This is a genomic window from Planctomycetia bacterium, from assembly GCA_021413845.1.
Classification (GTDB): Bacteria; Planctomycetota; Planctomycetia; order Pirellulales; family PNKZ01; genus PNKZ01.
The window spans coordinates 28662-45710 of the sequence record JAIOPP010000096.1 but is presented as its reverse complement, the minus strand read 5'-3'; the positions used below and the strand labels follow the sequence as shown (position 1 = coordinate 45710).

Sequence of the window (17049 nt, the reverse complement as noted above, 5' to 3'; positions counted from 1 at the left end):
CGGACGAAGGGTGCTAGTCGCTAAAATTTCCCTGACTTCCCTTGAAGAAACTGAATCGACTGGAGGGCTTCTACCGAAGATAAGCATTAATCCGATTCTTACGGGATCGGCTGCGCATTCGTCTTGAGTTCGTGCTAGCGGGAGATTTGCCGTGACCGGTAAAGCCAGAAAACGATTCCTATGGACCGGTGTGATACTCGGCCTATTGGGACTTATGTCCGGCGCACCGCGGCCTGCCTACGCCGGTCTTGCAGCTCTCGATTCGTTTCACATCGGGCGTTACCACTTAGCCAACGGCGACCGCAACAAAGCTCTCGATGCCTTCAACGACGCTCTTCGCCTGAATCCGCAGTTCGTGCAAGCGTATGTCGCCCGAGGCAAGCTTTACGCGGAACTGGGTCAGTATGAAAGCGCCCTGGTCGATCTCAATTTCGCGCTTCGTTTGCAACCGACGCATGCCGAGGCGTTCGCTTATCGCGGCTTCGCAAATTTGTCGCTGGGCAAGCTCAAGGAAGCGATGCCCGATCTCGAGATGGCTTTGCGCATCGATCCTTCTTATGCGCGGGTCCATTTCCTACGCGGCCAAGCCTTGAAGTTGATCGGCGACGATCGGGCCGCGGCTTCGAGCATCGCGATGGCGAAACGTCTTGATCCGACGCTCGAGGTTTCGCAAGTCGTGACGGCGAGCACCGCCGGCTCGCTCAGCGGCAATGTCGTTTCATTGAACGGCGGAGCCTCGCCTCAACGGACGCCGATCACAACCGACCTCATGCAGGAGTCGCCGGCGAACACGACTGCCGATCGAAGAATGCAAGGTCGATTGATTCCCTTCGAAAAACATCCGATCCTCGCCGACGTCGCCCCTCCTTCCTCTTCCCGGCTTAAGGACGGCACCGTGTCGCCGTCCGGCTCCACTACGTTGCCGCAAGGCTCGGGCATGAGTAGCGGGATTCCGAAGGACCGGCGCACGAGCGTCACCGAAAGTTCCCCGATGCCGTCGACGGGGAAAATTCCAGACTTAACAACACCGCCGTTAAACAACTCCGTCGGCACTCCAGGCCGAACTCCCGCCGATGCCAACACGACGAAGAGCTTGACCCCGTCTGCCGTTCCCGGGAATGCGCCGGAAGCTTCGACGACCGATAAGCAACCTACCGACAAACAACCGAATATCGCTTCGGGAGCGATCGCCGCCTCGCCGGTAGTTGCACCTCAAGCGACCGAGGTTGCTACGAACCCGAACGTGGAGCCGATGGCTGCGGAAGTTATGCCGACAACCGAGCCGGCGAAATTAGTTCCCGGTGCAACTCCCGTAGAAGCTTCGATAGCGGCTCCTGCGGCGAATCCTCCAACGATTGTTGCGAAGACTCCGGCGGAGTCGCCGGCCGCCGACGCGGCATTGATTCCGCTTCCTCCGTCGGCCGCGCCGCTCGGAACAACTCCGCCACAGCCAGCCTCAACGCCGGTTGCAACGTTGCCGCCGATCGTTCCGATGGAACTGCCGGCCGAAGTTCCGTCAGTTACGCCTACTCCACCTGCGGCCATGCCTGTCGTCGCGATGCCGGCGCAAGTTGCGGAATTGCCCCCCATCGCTCCTATGGAAAAGCCGGCGGAAGCTCCTGTTGCCGCCGTTCCTTCAGCGCCTCCAGTAGTTGAACCTCTCGTCGCGGTGCCGGCGCCCGCGGCGGGATTACCGCCGATCGTGCCGATGGAAATACCGACCGTGGCACCTGCTCCCGTTTTCACACCGGCACCCCCTGTGGTCGAGCCTGGCGTTTTGATGCCTGCTCAAATCGTCGCGTTGCCGCCGATCGTGCCGATGGAGTTGCCGACGGAAGCCTCCGCAGCGACTCCGGTATCCCCTGCCGTTGAGCCGAGCGTAGCAGCACCGGCGCAAGTCGCAGCAACACCCGCTGCCGCTCCGACCGAACCACCTCAAGGTGCTGCGAGCGAAAGCACGCCGTTGCCTACGGCCCCGATCGCTGCGGCACTGCCGACGGAAACCGCGACGCTCGTTCCTGCGGCAATCGCCGCGATGCCGAAAGCCGTCGTTTCGACTTCGCCCCTACTCACCAACACGACTCCCGTCGAGGTCGAGCAAACTCCCGCATCGGTGGGAGCAGTTCCTTCCGCCGAGCTGCCGATGAGCCAAGCGACGGATCGCATCGCCACGCGTGAAATGGAATCGCCGATCGAATTGTCGGCGAGTGAAATCTTCAAGCGTCGGCAAGCTCAAGGCTTCGTACTTCCTTCGAGAATTTCGGATTCTCAGAGCGAGCAGCGGATCGCTTCTGCGATCGAAGACGCACGGAAGTCGTTGCCTGACGGCGGAGCGACCGTGATCGTCGGTGACGAACCGGAATCGCCGGCTAATGTCGCCCCTCAGCCGGCCCCCGTAGTCGTTGCTCCCGATGTGATGTTGATTGCCGAAACGGAATACCGTCGCGGCTTGAAACTGGAAAACGAAGGGAATGCGAACGGCGCACTCGCGGCCTATCGGCAAGCCATCGAAATGAACCCGACCGATCCTCTGGTCTTCTGCCGCCGTGGGCATTTGCTGATGGAAAGCGATCGAACCGCGGAAGCGCTCGCCGACTTCAATCAAGCGGTGAAGCTCGCTCCCGGCCTGTCGAACGGCTACTACGGTCGGGCCCATGTGCGATACGTTACGCAACAGTTTACGGAAGCTTGCGACGACTATACGGTCGCCATTCGCCTTGATGATCAGCATGCCCACGCGCTCATCGAGCGCGGCCACTGCTTGTCGATGCTCAACAGAATGTCGGAAGCGAAAGCCGACCGCGAAGCGGCGCTGGCGTTGGATCCAAGTTTGGCAAAGACCGGTCCGAAGTATGCGATGGGAAATGCCGAACTAGCGGCCGTCCCGGAGCCGGTCTTATCTGGCGCAACGGCATTCGCCGGAGATGATTCCATCGTGCAGTCGAAGCCGGAGCAGCCGAAACCGGAGCTGCCGGAGTCGCCGAAGTTATCGGAGTCGCCGAACGCGGCCCCCGAAGCTACTCCGCCGGCTACGGAAGCTCCTGCGGTTCCGCAGCCGTCAGGCTCGGCAACCGCCGACCTTCCTGCCACGCCGTCGGATCGTTCGGCTTTTCAAGGCATGTTCAGCGAGCCTCGTCCGACGCCGGCCGAACCGACGAACCTCGGCAAGCTCTCGACGCTCGGAGCCGCGATTGCAAGCGACGACAAGGCTACGGCAATCGTTAGTGACGATAAGGCCACGGCGATCGTGAGCGATGATCGGGCGATGGATTCCCCTAAGGTAACGCCGGTTGTAACGACGGAGCCGGTGGCGGAGAAACCGACTTTGCCTGAGATCATGCCGCCGGTTGCCATTCCTGCGGCACCTGTGGATATGACGGATGCCGCGATGGTCAGCGACCAGGCCGAGGCTCCGAAAGCCGAGCCGGCGAAGTTGCCGAGCGCACCCGCTCGCGATCGCGCCACGTTGGAAACGGACCTCAAGCGACTCACCGAGGAGCTATCGGTTAATCCCGGCGATAGTCTGCGATACTACGAGCGCGCGAAGACGTCGCTGGAGCTCGGTGATTCGTCTGCCGCGTTGGAAGACCTCGGCGTAGGTTTGCGGCTCAATCCAAGCCATGTCGAGGCCTTCCGATTGCGGGCTGCCATCCATATGCAGTCGGGAAAACTTCCCGAGGCTCTCGCCGACCTGGACGAGGCGATTCGCGTGAATGCCACCGACGAAGGAACGCTGAGCGAACGAGGTTATGTTCGCTTAGCGTCCGGCATGACCAATGAAGCGATCTCCGACTTCACCACCGCTCTGGCGAAGAACCCTGGGGATGTCGCTACGCTCTGCCGTCGCGGAATGGCTTACGCTTTGTTGCGCAATCGCGACAGCTCGCTCGCCGATTTCGATGCGGCGGTGGCCCTGGCACCGCAAGATTCCGAGATTCGGCTTTGTCGCGCCAAAGCACACTCGGAACTCGGCAACGCACGCGAAGCGGTGGCCGAGTTGAGCATCGCCATTAAGCTCAACCCGCAATCGGCCGAGGCCTATTTCGAACGGAGCCGGCTCTACGCCGAACGAGGGGCGTTTGAGAACGCTCAAGCCGATCGTCGCCGAGCCTTGGAGCTCGATCCGACGATCGTTCGCTGAGCCGACGAAACCCGACGTCGCCCCTGTTTTGGCGGCGAATCGTCGGGTTTTTTCGTGGGTCTGCGGTAAAACGGGGGTCGGACACCTTTGCGACAATCGGCACCCATGCTAACCTATGTGCTTGTCGATTTTTTAGAGCTGCAAAGTAAGGGAATGTGACATGACGAAACCGCACCACAAGTTGAAAAAAGCGAACCACGGCGCTCGCCCTGCCAACGCTAAGGCCCGTCGCGCGAAGCGCCGTGTCGTGAAGACCTAAGTAAGGTCTCCGCGATTGTTGGAGTTGCCGCCGGCTCGACTGAACGACCTGAGCGGTAGGCGGCTTTCGCTGCGAAGGTATGCGCTTTCCTCGGCCGTTTTCACACGGTCGCCTACGAGCCGACGGCGGCTACGTCGGAAATCAGATCGGATGCATGCACGATAGCGGCGCGCCGCGGTCGTGCGATGTCGGAGAATTCTAAGATGGCGAAATCAAAAGAACTGATCATTGATTTTTCGGAATTCGACGTCAATCGCGTGGTCGCCGATCTGGAAGCCATACGTCGATACAATCGGCAGCGGTTCGAGATGGAGCAGCTCACCTGCGTCTGTCACGAAGATCCAGTCAAGCTGATCGCCGTCGGTTATAAGGATCTCGGACCCGACGAGTTCTGGATTCGGGGCCACATGCCGGGCATGCCGCTCTTGCCGGGTGTGATCATGTGCGAGATTGCGGCGCAGCTCTGTAGCTTCTTTTCGCAGCGCAACAATTTGCTCGGCAGCAATGCGACCTTAGGCTTCGGCGGGATGAACGATGTGCGATTCCGCGGAGTCGTGCAGCCCGGGCAGCGGCTGGTGGTCGTTACGCAATTGACGAAGGTTCGCAAAGGCTCGTTAGTGACGAGCCGGTTTCAAGCCTTTGTGAATCAGAACCTCGTAGGCGAAGGCGAAATCTTGGGAATCGCCCTTCCGGCCGACGACCTCATTGCCGCGACCTCGAAGCAGCAACCGTAAATTCGCTCCTTGCGCCGATGCGCTTTTGCCGAGCTCCTATCGATCGCTTTCCCAGATCCCACAAGAGAGTCGATATCCGATGGCTCGTCGCGCCTTGCGAAAGCTGAACCCGCAACTCGATCTTTCGAAGCATCTTTATACGCTTGAGCAACTCACGCCGCCTTTGAGCGGTGCCGCTTTGTTCGGGCGCGATGCCCCGTGGGAAGTCGAGATGGGAAGCGGCAAAGGATTATTCATTAGCCATGCGGCGACTTCGGCACCCGAACGAAATTTTCTCGGCGTGGAAGTCGCGAAGAAATACGCCGCGCATTGCGCAGCGCAGCTTGTGAAGGCCGGCGCGGCGAACGCCGCTATGATTTCAGGCGACGGCTTGCGGCTCTTTCGGGAGTTCTTGCCGACCGCGGGCATCGCTGCCGTCCACGTCTACTTTCCCGACCCATGGTGGAAGGCCCGCCATAAGAAAAGGCGCGTCGTCAACGAAGCGTTTCTCGTCGATGTTCAACGGGTGCTGGTTCCCGGCGGCTCGCTGCATTTCTGGACCGACGTCGAGGAATACTATCTCTCGTCGCTGGAGTTGATCGCACAAACGGCCCTGATCGGGCCCCTTCCCGTTCAAGAAAAGCTTGCCGAGCATGAGCTCGATTATAGAACACACTTCGAACGACGTACGCGGCGCAACGAATTGCCGGTGTACCGCAGCGAGTTTCGCAAAGCGGAATAGACGCGCCGAATTAGCTCGTCGGACGCGCTGCTTTTGCCGCCGGCAGAAGCCTTTTCGTCGAACTGTGATCGCGAAACGTTCGTCTTTCCCGAGAAGTAGCTGCTTGCGCGCCGCACGGCGACATTCGGCACGTCCGTTGCATTACATGTGAGGAATACAACTTCCTCACGCGACGGTGCTCCGATGCAGATCAACGGTATCGCCAAGCAATTGCTCAATCCGCTCTCGCTCGGGCAGTCGAATCCATCTTCAGGAAGCAGCTCGCCGATCGCCGCCTTGGACCGGCCCAAGGCTACGGGAGGCACTACCGGCGGCGCTGAGTTTCACGAGATCCTATCGCGCTACGACGTTTCGGCGATTACGCCTCGCGAGTTGGGTGATCTTGCGCAAGAACTGCATGGTGCCGGCGAAATCACGGATATCGATCTCCGTGATCTCAACAAAGTCCGTGCGGATTTAGAGCAAGACGGCATCGATTCCGATCAGCCTGTCGATCTGACGAGCATGCTGGAGAAAAAGCTGGCTCAAAGCACCGCCGCGCGCGATGCGCTTCGGGCACAGAAGCCGAGCGTCTCGGCTTCCGATCTCATGGCCGCAGACAAAGAAGTCGCCGAAAAGAATCGACAACTCGAATGGATCCGCAAGTTCGCACTCGTCCAAGCGTCGGGTGCCGTCGGTATCGACACAGGCGCTTAGCCGGCGCGGCCTACTTCAGAACCGAAAGCGACGGTAACGGCTTCGCAACCTTCACGGCATTGCTCAACTGTCGCACGAGCTTCTCGACGACCGCTTGAAAGAACGGCTCGGTATCGACGTTCGAGAAGTTACCCGCGAGCTTTCCTTCGTCGCCGTTGATCCGAATCTGAATGTTGATCGGCACCTCGCCGAGAAACGGCACGTTGAGTTCTTCGGCCTTGCGCTTCGCGCCGCCGTTGCCGAAGATGTCGTAGCGCTTGCCGTTATCAGGGCACAAGAAGTAGCTCATGTTCTCGACCAGGCCGAGGACCGGGATGTTGACCTTGCGAAACATCGCGATCGCTCTCACGGCGTCGATCAGAGCCACATCTTGCGGCGTGCAGACGATCACGGAGCCCGACAGCGGTAGGATTTGGGAAAGCGTCAGGGCGATGTCCCCCGTGCCCGGCGGCATGTCGATGATGAGATAGTCGAGCGCGCCCCAGTTCGTGTCACGGAGCATCTGCGAGATGGCGCCGTGCAGCATCGGTCCGCGCCATACGATCGGTTCGCCCGCTTCGACGAGGAAGCCGATCGACATGACTTTCATCCCTTCGAGCTCGTGCGCTTGGATCTTTTTGTCGACGATCTCCGGCCGGCCTTTCAAGCCGAGCAGGTGCGGCACGCTGGGGCCGTAAACATCGGCATCGAGTAGCCCGACCTTGCAGCCCGCGCGATGCAATCCGAAGGCGATTCCCGCGGCCATCGTGCTCTTGCCGACCCCTCCCTTGCCGCTTCCGACGGCAATCACGGTCTTCGCCGTCAGGCCGATCTCGCCGAGCGCCACGGGGGCTCGATCGTGAACGGCATCACGAACCTCGACCTTATAGCTCGGATACTTCGAGCGCAGAACCAGTTCGACTTCTTCCCGCGCAGGTCGACGGAGCGGAGCCGAATGGGTCGTCAGCGCAAAGGTAACCCCGATGCTTTCCGGCGAGATCGACACGTCGCGAAGCTGCCCTTGTTGTACGGCATTGCGCCCCGTCTCAGGATCTTGAATTCCCGACAAGGTCGCAAGCACTTCGGCAGCGGTAGGAGCGGCACCCATAATCGAAATCGCAATCTAAAAATGTATGTAAGGGAGGAGTCAAACGGCTTCGTTTCGCGGTTCCCAGGGGAGTGAATCGCGAAGCCGTGCGGGGATCGTTCTTTCATCTTCAAGCGGTACGTGTGCTGGATCGTCGCGGAATCGTAAGTACTCTGCGACGCACGATCGCAGATCACGCGAACTCGCGACGAAGAGCGTGGCTCCCGCCTCGCGCATCACGACTTCGTAATCGACAAACCCCCGGGATGCAACGACCATCCTCGGTGCGTTTCCGAAGCGGCGCGCATGCCAAGCCAACAATTCGCAGACTTCGCTCCCCCCGCCGATCGACAACTCGATCAAGAGCGGTAGTCCGGCCGATGTGGATCGTCGTTCGGAAAGTCGCCGGCGGCACTCTGCCGACGAGCGAGTTTCGATCGTTCGCAAAGTCGCATGCCCGCCGAAACTTTCCGCGGCTCGGCGAAACGCTTCGGCCCAGTCGCCGGTTCGTTCGCAAATCACCAGCGGAATCGGATGCACTGCGCATCTCCGTGAGTTTTAATCCGTGAGATAAGTCCGTGCCGAGATAGTTTAGATGCCGCTCCGAGAGTTGACAACCGGCCAAGCGCGGCCGCATCTGCGTTGAAATCGGCAGCTATTTCTTCGGGGGAGAATCTTCGCTCGACTCGTTCATTTCTTCGAAGACGACCGGGCCGACTTCCAGCCCGAGCTGTACCATGCGACGGTACAACCGAGGCCGCGGCAAGCCGAGCAGCTTGGCTGCCAAGGTTTTGTTACCGCGGGCTCGATGCATGGCCCGTTCGATGAGTTGTTTCTCGATGTCCGCAAGAAAATCATCCAACACGATCGCTTCGTCTTGCGGCGGAGCGAAGCGTGCCGCGTCTGCTGCAAGCGCCAAGCGACGAGGCAAGTCGTCGACGCCGACCAACGGTCCTTCCGCGGCGGCACAAGCTTGTGCAACGAGGTCACACAGTTCACGAGCTTCGCCCGGCCACGGATGACGGAGCAAGCGATCGAGCGCTTCCGGAGTGAAGCCGGCGAGTTGCCGATGTTCTTCCAGGTTGAGCTCTTCCAAAAACGATTGCGCGAGCAGGCCGATATCTTCCGGGCGTGACGCGAGGGGCTGAATCTCGATCGTCAGCGTACTTAAATACGCGGCCAGATCGGCTCGGAAGTTATTGTTGCGTGCAACGGATTCCAAGGCGGTTTGAGACGTCGAAATAATCCGCAGCGGTAAGTCGCCGAGTCGAAAGTAGCCCGTTAATTCCGCTTGCGAGTCGAGCGGCAAGCGGTCGACGTCGGTAAGCAATAAAGTGCTCGCTCGGCCCGAGGTCTGCGCCTCGCGCGAGAGACCACAAATCGTTTCTTGCAGCAACCCCGGCCTTAAATTCTCTGCGGCCAACGGAGTCAATGCGGCCGGCGGCATACCGGCATCGTTCGATGCGGCGCGATGATAATGCACGGTGCGAGCCGCATGCGCGCGGCCGCTTCCTGCCGGACCCACGATCGAGAGCGACGCTCCGACGCCGGCTGCCACGACGACCTGGCTGCGAACACGACGCATCGCCGGACTATCGCCGAGCAGCCTGCCCAACGCGTAGCGCAAGGCGGCGTCGCGACGAACTTTTGCCGTGAGCACATGAAGCCGTTGCGATTCCGACTCCTTGCGTAGTCGTTCCGCTTGTTCTTCAGCGACCGCTTCCGCAGAGGGAAACCATGCGACGACGGTCGCGATGCCGGACGTTGCGGAACCCAACGGAAGAAAGTGCGCGAGCCGCGAGCTCGGCGCGTCGCCGGCGGATTGGGGTAGGACGATTTCCGTGATCGTGTAACGCCCTAACATTGCCTCGGGCGATGGACAGAGTGCGTCGGCGATGGCGGTAAGTCGATCGACGTTGGGCTCGGCATCGGAACGATAGCGGCACTCGCGGCCGATCAGTTCCTCGACGGATGCGCTGGCCCATTCGGCGCAAGCAGCATTGAGATACACGATCCGACGTCGATCGTCGATCACGTAGATCGGATCCGGCATCGCGTCGAACAGACGCCCTAGCTCTTTGAGTGCGCCGCGTGGAGGCATGCGCCTATTGTATGCTGCGAAATGCAAAGAGACTAACCGGCTTCCTCGCCAATCAGCGCGAAGCGTGCTGCGAAGGAGCCGGGGCACTCTCACCGGACACACGAGCCGACTCGGCAGCGGCATTCGAGCCTTGCGAGAGCATGCCCGGGCTTAGGCCGATGAAGATCGTTAGAGCCGCGCAAGCGAACATGGCGAGCTTCGGGCCGAGGCCGCCTTCGGCCTTCGTCGATGTCGTCGGCTCGCGAAAGTACATCACGCCGATGATTCGCAGATAGTACGCAGCCGAAACCGCGGCATTCAACACCCCGACGACCGACAACACTAGAAACCAACCGGAAAGTTTCGGTGCGGTATCTCCCGCTAAGCCGATCTTTACCGCGCCGGAGAACAGTTCGAATTTACCCCAGAAGCCGGCGAGCGGCGGCAGGCCGGTAAGGCTGAACATGAACACGGCGATCGCTAAAGCCGTGGCCGGATAGGCCCGACCGATACCGGCTAGGTCTTCCAGCGTATCGATTTGCTTCTTGCGGCCGCTGAGGTAGGTGAGGCCGGCGAATGTGCCGGCTGTGGCGAGTGAATAAACCGCGACGTAGAAGAGAGCCGCACCGACGCCATCGACCGTGTCGATGCCCGATCGACGAGCGGCAAGATCGACTGCGAGACCGACGAGCATATAGCCGGCGTGCGCGATCGATGAGTAGGCGAGCATTCGGCGAATATCGGTTTGCCAAAGCGCGACGACATTCCCGAGCGTCATCGTGATGATGGCAAGAATCATCGTGACGCGTATGCCCGTCTCTTCCGTACCGGGCATCGCGATCGAGACGATGCGAATCAGCGCGGCGATGCCGGCGATTTTCGGCAATACGGCCAGCAAACCGGCGTTGGCGTGCGTAGTGCCTTGGTAAACATCCGGCGCGTAGAAATGAAACGGCACGGCGGCGATCTTAAACCCAAGCCCTGCGATGACGAGCACCAGAGCGAGTTGTGCGTAGGACGAGGCCGTTGCGCCGGGAACGCTCGCAAGCGAGGCGGAGAGCGCCGCTTGGATGTCGTCGAGCCGCGTCGATCCGCCGACGCCGTAGAGAAAGCTGAAGCCGTAGAGAGTGATGGCGGACGAAAGAATACTAAGGAAGAAATACTTGGCTGCCGACTCTGCGCCGGCGATATCTTTGCGACCCAGGAACAACAACACGTAGGTCGGAATGGAAATCAGTTCCAAACCGAGGAAAAGAAGCGTCAACTCCCCTGCACCGCCGACCAACATCAACCCGGCAATCGACATGAGGACCGTGCCGATGTACTCGGGCACCAGTTTCTCGTTCTGCGGGCGCGATGCCGTGAGAATGAAAATCCCGCCGACCAAGAGCGCCAAGAAGCGGATGTATTGGCCGAAGAGATCGACCGCGAGCGGACCGCCGACCGGCGCCGTCAACATCGGCACATGCGCGCCGGTGGGGAGGAACCAATGATGATACTGGCCGCGCAATACGAACGCCGCTGCGACGATGCCGAGCAGCGCGATCGCGCCCCAGAACTTCTTGCCGGGCAGAAATGCGCCGGCCGTGTAGATTAACGTCGCCGTGAGAACGAGGATCAGCTCAGGAATTAGAATCGAAACGGTATCATTCGACACGAGCGAAATCCTCCACCTTGTCGGACGACGCCGACTTTTCGGACACGGCTTTACGTTGATTAGCGGCAGTGTGATCGACCGCGGGATTTTCTACCATCGGCTGCGTCGCAACCTGAGTATGATCGGCTACCGGCCACTGATGCGCGGCGAACGCGATTTCGACTTTCGTCGTTACGGCACCGATATCGGCCTGCATCGGAGCGAGAAACGTTTGCGGCTTGAGGCCGATCCAAAAGACGAAGACCACGAGCGGGGCAACGGCCCAGAACTCGCGCCAACTCATGTCGCGGATCGACGACGCGCCGTGATCTTCGGCATGGCCGTGTGCATCGTGGCCGTGTGCGGCGCCCTGACCGTGGGCATCGTGGCTATGCGCATCGTGTGCGTGGGAAGCGTGCGCCGCACTTGCCGCCGGTGCCGGTTCATGGCCCGGCTCGCGAAGCGGCCCGAAGAAGACGCGCTGGTAGAGCCAAAGCATATACCATGCCCCGAGGACGACACCGAACACGGCGAGCACGGAGATCGTCATCCATTGCACTTGCAAACCAGGCGCAGGATTCAAATAGCCGCGCTGAAAAATGCCGAGCAAGATCATGAACTCGCCGGTGAAGCCGTTCATGCCGGGCAAGCCGATGCTGGAGAACGTAAAGATCAACATAAAGAGCGAAAGGATCGGAATTCGCTTCGCTAGTCCGCCGAACTTATTGATCTCGCGCGAATGGTAACGCTCGTAGATCATGCCGAACACGGCGAACAAGCCGCCGGTGGAAATGCCGTGGTTAATCATTTGCAACACGCCTCCCTGCATGCCGAGCGGGTTCAAGGCGAAGAGGCCGAGCATGCAGTAGCCGAGATGGCTCACGGACGAATAAGCGATCAGGCGTTTGACGTCGCCTTGCGCGAGCGCGACGAGTGCGCCGTAGATAATCCCCCCGGCGGCGAGCCATAAGACCCACGGCATGCATGCGACCGTGGCGTCGGGAAGCATCGCCATGTTGAAGCGGAGGAAGCCGTAGGTGCCGATCTTCAATAAGATGCCGGCAAGCAAGACGGAGCCGGCCGTGGGAGCTTGCACGTGCGCGAGCGGCAGCCAGGTATGCAACGGGAACAGCGGGACCTTGATCGCGAAGCCTGCGAACAGGGCTAGGAAGATCCAAAATTGTTGCGCTGCCGTGAGCGGATGCACGGCTAGGCCTTGTGTGATTGTCGGGATGCTGAACGTCAGTCCGCCCGCCGGATTGTTTTGGTAGTGCAACGCGACGATCGCCAACATGCCGAGGAACGTCAGCATGCTTCCGGCCAAGGTGAACAAGAAGAACTTCACGGCCGCATAGCGTCGCTGTTCGCTTCCCCAGATGCCGATCAAGAAGAAGAGCGGGATCAGCGTGAACTCGAAAAACACGTAGAACAATAAGACATCGCGCGCGGCGAAGACGCCGAGCATGCCGGTTTCTAAGATCAGCAGCAACGAATAGAAGAGCGGCCCTCGCTCTTCTATCGCTTCCCAACTCACCAACACAGCCGTAACCGAAAGCAGCGCGCTGAGGCCGAACATCCACAAGCTCAGCCCGTCGAGGCCCAGGTTGAAACGGATGTCGACGTTGGCGGAAGTAAACCAAGGGACGTCGCAAGCGGGCAGAGGCGTAGCGAAGAGGCACTTCGCCGCCCAATAGAGCGTAACGAGCGAGGTCGCCAGCGCGATCCAGCGAGCCACATGTCGGCTGCCGTCGGATAAGGCCCAGATCAGGCCGACTCCGACGAGCGGTATCAAGATAGTCGTGGCAAGCAGATTCACCGAAAACGTCCTTCGCTTTGTCGTGCCGCAGCGGCACTCGTAACAGGGCCTAACGTAGACGCGCCCAACCTAGACTTACAACTTCGTTTCCATCAACGGCTTGAGCAACGCCGTAAACCTCAACGATCCGAACAACACCAACATCCCGAGCACCATCGCCAACGCGTAGAACTGAACCATGCCGGTCTGTAGCGAACGCAACAGCGCCCCGGCGACTTGCGGCACGCGACCGGTGAGATTCACCAAGCCATCGATGACGAATCGATCGATCGCATAGCTGACCCAAGCCAGTCCGCGAAGCGGCCAAACGAAGAACACTTGGTACAGTTCGTCGAAATAGAACTTATGTTGCGAGAGTTGATAGAGCCAGAGTCCGCGACGGGTGCTGGCGAACTCGGCCACTTGTTCCGCTTCGCTGCGCTTGCCGAGATACATGAACGCGGCGAGGCCGATGCCGACTGCCGCCGCGACCGTGCTCAGAGCGGCGACATCGAAGTGAAACTCAACCCCTTTCGCGGCTGCCGCAGCGAACTTGTCGTAAGCGAGCGAAGGAGTATGCCACAGCAAATGTGCGAACGAGTGCTCGAGCAACGCACCGACCGACACGGCACAGATCGCGAGAACGACCAGCGGAACGGTCATGCTCCGAGGCGACTCATGCGGGTGATGGGCTTCCGCCGGCGTCTTGAGCGGGCCGAAGAACGTGAGAAACAACGCGCGGAACGTGTAGAACGCCGTGAGAAAGGCCGTGAACAACGCCGCCCAATAGAGGATCGTGTACAAGCCGTGATGGCCGAGGTTCGGGTCGTGTGCCCGATCATGCACGGCGGCGATAATCATGTCTTTGCTGAAGAAACCGGCGAACGGGAACACACCCGACAGCGCCAAGCAGCCGAACCAAAAGGTCTTATGCGTCCACGGCATGATATGCCGCAAGCCGCTGAAGCGGCGCATGTCGATCACATGATGCATCGCGTGCATCACGCTTCCGGCCCCGAGGAACAATAGCGCCTTGAAGAAGGCATGCGTGAACAAGTGGAACATGCCGCCGGTGATGCCCGCGAGGCTGCCTGTGCCGAGCCCGAGGAACATGTAGCCGAGCTGGCTCACGGTCGAGTAGGCCATCACCCGTTTGAGATCATTTTGCGTGAGGGCGATAAGGCCGGCGAGTAGGGCAGTAAACATGCCGACCGAAGCAACGACCACCTGCGCCGTTTCCGAAACGGCATAGAGCGGCGTGCAGCGCGTCACCATATAGACGCCGGCGGTGACCATCGTTGCGGCGTGGATGAGCGCGCTGACCGGGGTCGGGCCTTCCATCGCGTCGGGGAGCCACACATGCAGAGGAAACTGAGCGCTCTTGCCGCAAGCACCAACGAACAACAGCAGCGCGATCGCCGTGCCGATGCTGCCGCCGACGTAGAAGTTCGGGTTCGTCACTGATGTCGCACTGAGAACGCCCGTGACGCCGGCGACTCCCTCCGTGTCGTGGAAATTGAGCGTGCCGTAGGTGAGGAAGATCAGGAACACGCCAAGTGCGAAACCGAAGTCGCCGATCCGATTGACTAGAAACGCCTTTTTACCGGCCGCCGCAGCCTCGGGCTTTTCAAACCAAAATCCGATCAGCAAGTAGCTGCAAACGCCGACCGACTCCCAGAACACATAGAGCAGCAAGAAGTTGCTGACGGAGACGAGCATGGTCATCGAGAAGACGAAGAGCCCGACATAGGAGAAGAATCGCCAGTAGCCGGGATCGCCATGCATGTAGCCCGACGCGTAGATGACGACGAGCGTGGCGACGAACGTGACCATGCAGAGCATGATCGACGTGAGCGGATCGGCGCGCAGCGTGATGTCGACGACGAAGTCGCGCAGCTTGCCGTCGACCTTGGCGGCATCTTCGACGACCACCCATTGCCAGAGCGTCACGGTTTGCGAGAAGCCGCCGTCGGCATAGCCTTGGGCATGAGCTTCGTGAACTTTTCCGTTGACGACGGACAGTAATTGCAGGCTGACCAAGAAGGCGGCGGCGAACGCAAAGAGGACCGGCCAGTGGCTCCGCTCTTTCAACCAACGTTTGCCGAGAATCGCCGTGACCAACGTCGCCGCGAGCGGCAACGTCGGTATCAAGACGACCAATTTCTCGATCTCGTTCAAGCTAAAGTTAAACATGGGTACGGTGAATCGTTTCTTCTACTTGGATGTGCGGATCAATGCCGGAAGGGGTGAGCTTCGGGAACGTCATCTTGTCGTCGTCGCTCGGCGGAATTTCGCGATCCACATAGCGGGGCTGATTCGACTCGCGGAGGTTCTGCCAGAGCGCGATATCGAGATTGCCGCCGCGATAGAACAACATTTGCACCAGAGCGAGCGCAATCGCAGCTTCGCAAGCGGCGACAGTGAGAATGAAAATAACGAGCATCTGACCGCCCCAGTCGTTGTGGAACCGGCCCCACCCGACGAGGCTGACCGACACCCCTTGCAACATCATTTCGGCGGCGAGGAACATCACGATCATATTGCGCCGGCTGAGAAAGCCGACGAGCCCGATGGCGAACAACAGTCCGCCGACGAGGAGATAGTTTTCCAGGAGATGAATTTCGGCTACGGCATGAGCGTTAGGCATCGCGACTTTCCTCCATGGCGCTTTGGCCGTGCGAGGCGACGGCGATGGCTCCGACGAGCGCGACGAGCAGCAACGTGCCGCCGACTTCGACCGCCGCTAGGTGTCGCGAAAAAAGCTCGGCCCCAAGCTTCTCGACGTGATTCTGCGAGAGGATCTTTTTGCCCTGCTCTTCGTTCGACGACGAGAAGACGATCTGCGCCGGGCCTTCGATCCGCTTGCCGTTCGCCGGGCGAAAGTTGTTCGACGCCGCGGTCCATGTCAGCAGGCAAACCAGCACGGCTCCCGTCGCCGCCGAGATGAACGCTTCCCAACTCAAGCGATCGTACAGTGCGTTCCCTTCCGGGCTGCTCAGCATGAGCACGAACAAGAACGTGACGAGGATCGCACCGGCGTAGACGACGATCGTCGCGACGCCGAGAAACTGCGCGCCTTGAAAGAAAAACAGGCCCGCGGTGCCGAGCAACGTCAACGCGAACCAAATCGCACAATAGACGGGGCTGCGCATCGTGACGGCGCCGATCGCCGAGGCGAGCGTGACCGCCGCCATCGAATAGAACACGGCATCGCTCACCAAGTCTTCGAGCGGCCAAAGCCGGCCGGCGAATAAACCGAGCGAAATCGTCGTGAAGAGCAGCCCGACGGCTTTGCCTCGCGACGTGCCGCGCGGCAGAAGCATCCACAGACCAACGGCAAGCAGCAGCGACGGTGCGACGAGCAGAGCGATTTCTTTCGACGTCATGGCGCACCTCCGAGCGAAGCCGACTTCATCGGCTCGGCGTCTTTGGTCATGTCGTATACGCTCAAAAGTTTTTCCTTGTCGAAAATCATCTCTTCACGGCTACGGCCGGTGAGATCGAACAGGCTCGTCAACTCGACGGCATCGACCGGGCAGGCTTCTTCGCACATGCCGCAGAAGATGCAGCGGAGTTCGTCGATCGTGAAGCTTTCGCAGTATTTATCCCGATCCGGCCACGGGCTCGGGGCCGCGATGATGTCGATGCAGTGTGCCGGGCAGGCCGTAGCACAGAGGAAGCACGCGACGCATTTGACGCGGCCTTGTTCGTCTTTGTTGAGTCGATGCACGCCCCGATAGATCAACGGGTTGCCGATCTCCGGGCGTTGCTCGGGAAAGCTGACCGTCATCTTCGGAGCGAACAAATGTTTCGTCGTTACGGCCAAGCCTTGGATCAGCGCAGGCAAGTACATCTTGCCTGCGAGGCCGAGCTTGGGTTCTTCGACCCATTTGACTTTCGGATCATCCGGCTTCATGAAAC

General features: G+C 60.1%; 12 protein-coding genes. 4 read left to right on the top strand and 8 right to left on the bottom strand.

Annotated elements, in window-relative coordinates; genetic code table 11:
* The first annotated feature begins 151 nt into the window (after positions 1-151).
* From K8U03_18100 to K8U03_18085, 4 genes are all read left to right on the top strand, one after another.
* Positions 152-4141, top strand: a complete 3990-nt coding sequence (locus K8U03_18100) for a tetratricopeptide repeat protein (GenBank protein ID MCE9606803.1) — start codon at positions 152-154, stop codon at positions 4139-4141.
* A 462-nt stretch (positions 4142-4603) separates the two neighbouring features.
* Positions 4604-5134, top strand: a complete 531-nt coding sequence (locus K8U03_18095; protein ID MCE9606802.1) for a beta-hydroxyacyl-ACP dehydratase — start codon at positions 4604-4606, stop codon at positions 5132-5134.
* 79 nt (positions 5135-5213) lie between these two features.
* A complete protein-coding gene (gene trmB / locus K8U03_18090) occupies positions 5214-5855 on the top strand; it encodes a tRNA (guanosine(46)-N7)-methyltransferase TrmB (GenBank protein MCE9606801.1) in 642 nt (213 codons plus the stop codon).
* A 183-nt stretch (positions 5856-6038) separates the two neighbouring features.
* Positions 6039-6551, top strand: a complete 513-nt coding sequence (locus tag K8U03_18085) for a hypothetical protein (GenBank protein ID MCE9606800.1) — start codon at positions 6039-6041, stop codon at positions 6549-6551.
* Positions 6552-6561: 10 nt separating this feature from the next.
* On the opposite strand, the gene K8U03_18080 is transcribed toward K8U03_18085, so the two are convergent.
* From K8U03_18080 to K8U03_18045, 8 genes are all read right to left on the bottom strand, one after another.
* A complete protein-coding gene (locus tag K8U03_18080) occupies positions 6562-7638 on the bottom strand; it encodes an Mrp/NBP35 family ATP-binding protein (GenBank protein ID MCE9606799.1) in 1077 nt (358 codons plus the stop codon).
* 634 nt (positions 7639-8272) lie between these two features.
* Positions 8273-9718 (bottom strand): PAS domain-containing protein, encoded by a 1446-nt coding sequence (locus K8U03_18075; GenBank protein MCE9606798.1) that lies wholly within the window; start codon positions 9716-9718, stop codon positions 8273-8275.
* A 52-nt stretch (positions 9719-9770) separates the two neighbouring features.
* A complete protein-coding gene (locus K8U03_18070; protein MCE9606797.1) occupies positions 9771-11354 on the bottom strand; it encodes an NADH-quinone oxidoreductase subunit N in 1584 nt (527 codons plus the stop codon).
* Positions 11344-13149 (bottom strand): NADH-quinone oxidoreductase subunit M, encoded by a 1806-nt coding sequence (locus K8U03_18065; GenBank protein MCE9606796.1) that lies wholly within the window; start codon positions 13147-13149, stop codon positions 11344-11346. The genes K8U03_18070 and K8U03_18065 overlap by 11 nt, the downstream gene beginning before the upstream one ends.
* Positions 13150-13224: 75 nt before the next feature.
* Positions 13225-15321, bottom strand: coding sequence for an NADH-quinone oxidoreductase subunit L (gene nuoL / locus K8U03_18060; protein ID MCE9606795.1), 2097 nt, complete (start codon positions 15319-15321; stop codon positions 13225-13227).
* Entirely contained in the window at positions 15314-15775 is a 462-nt protein-coding gene (gene nuoK / locus K8U03_18055; GenBank protein ID MCE9606794.1) for an NADH-quinone oxidoreductase subunit NuoK, read from the bottom strand. The genes nuoL and nuoK overlap by 8 nt, the downstream gene beginning before the upstream one ends.
* Positions 15768-16514, bottom strand: coding sequence for an NADH-quinone oxidoreductase subunit J (locus K8U03_18050; GenBank protein MCE9606793.1), 747 nt, complete (start codon positions 16512-16514; stop codon positions 15768-15770). Before K8U03_18050 ends, nuoK begins: the two co-directional genes overlap by 8 nt.
* Positions 16511-17044: an NADH-quinone oxidoreductase subunit I gene (locus K8U03_18045; GenBank protein MCE9606792.1), complete on the bottom strand. Its 534-nt coding sequence runs from the start codon at positions 17042-17044 to the stop codon at positions 16511-16513. The genes K8U03_18050 and K8U03_18045 overlap by 4 nt, the downstream gene beginning before the upstream one ends.
* Positions 17045-17049 lie beyond the last annotated feature (5 nt).

Excerpts from the sequence above, each read along its gene's own strand:
- K8U03_18075 (MCE9606798.1), bottom strand. The coding sequence starts at position 9,718 with ATGCCTCCACGCGGCGCACTCAAAGAGCTAGGGCGTCTGTTCGACGCG.
- trmB (MCE9606801.1), top strand. The coding sequence starts at position 5,214 with ATGGCTCGTCGCGCCTTGCGAAAGCTGAACCCGCAACTCGATCTTTCG.
- K8U03_18085 (MCE9606800.1), top strand. The coding sequence starts at position 6,039 with ATGCAGATCAACGGTATCGCCAAGCAATTGCTCAATCCGCTCTCGCTC.
- K8U03_18095 (MCE9606802.1), top strand. The coding sequence starts at position 4,604 with ATGGCGAAATCAAAAGAACTGATCATTGATTTTTCGGAATTCGACGTC.
- nuoK (MCE9606794.1), bottom strand. The coding sequence starts at position 15,775 with ATGCCTAACGCTCATGCCGTAGCCGAAATTCATCTCCTGGAAAACTAT.
- K8U03_18045 (MCE9606792.1), bottom strand. The coding sequence starts at position 17,044 with ATGAAGCCGGATGATCCGAAAGTCAAATGGGTCGAAGAACCCAAGCTC.
- K8U03_18080 (MCE9606799.1), bottom strand. The coding sequence starts at position 7,638 with ATGGGTGCCGCTCCTACCGCTGCCGAAGTGCTTGCGACCTTGTCGGGA.
- K8U03_18050 (MCE9606793.1), bottom strand. The coding sequence starts at position 16,514 with ATGACGTCGAAAGAAATCGCTCTGCTCGTCGCACCGTCGCTGCTGCTT.
- nuoL (MCE9606795.1), bottom strand. The coding sequence starts at position 15,321 with ATGTTTAACTTTAGCTTGAACGAGATCGAGAAATTGGTCGTCTTGATA.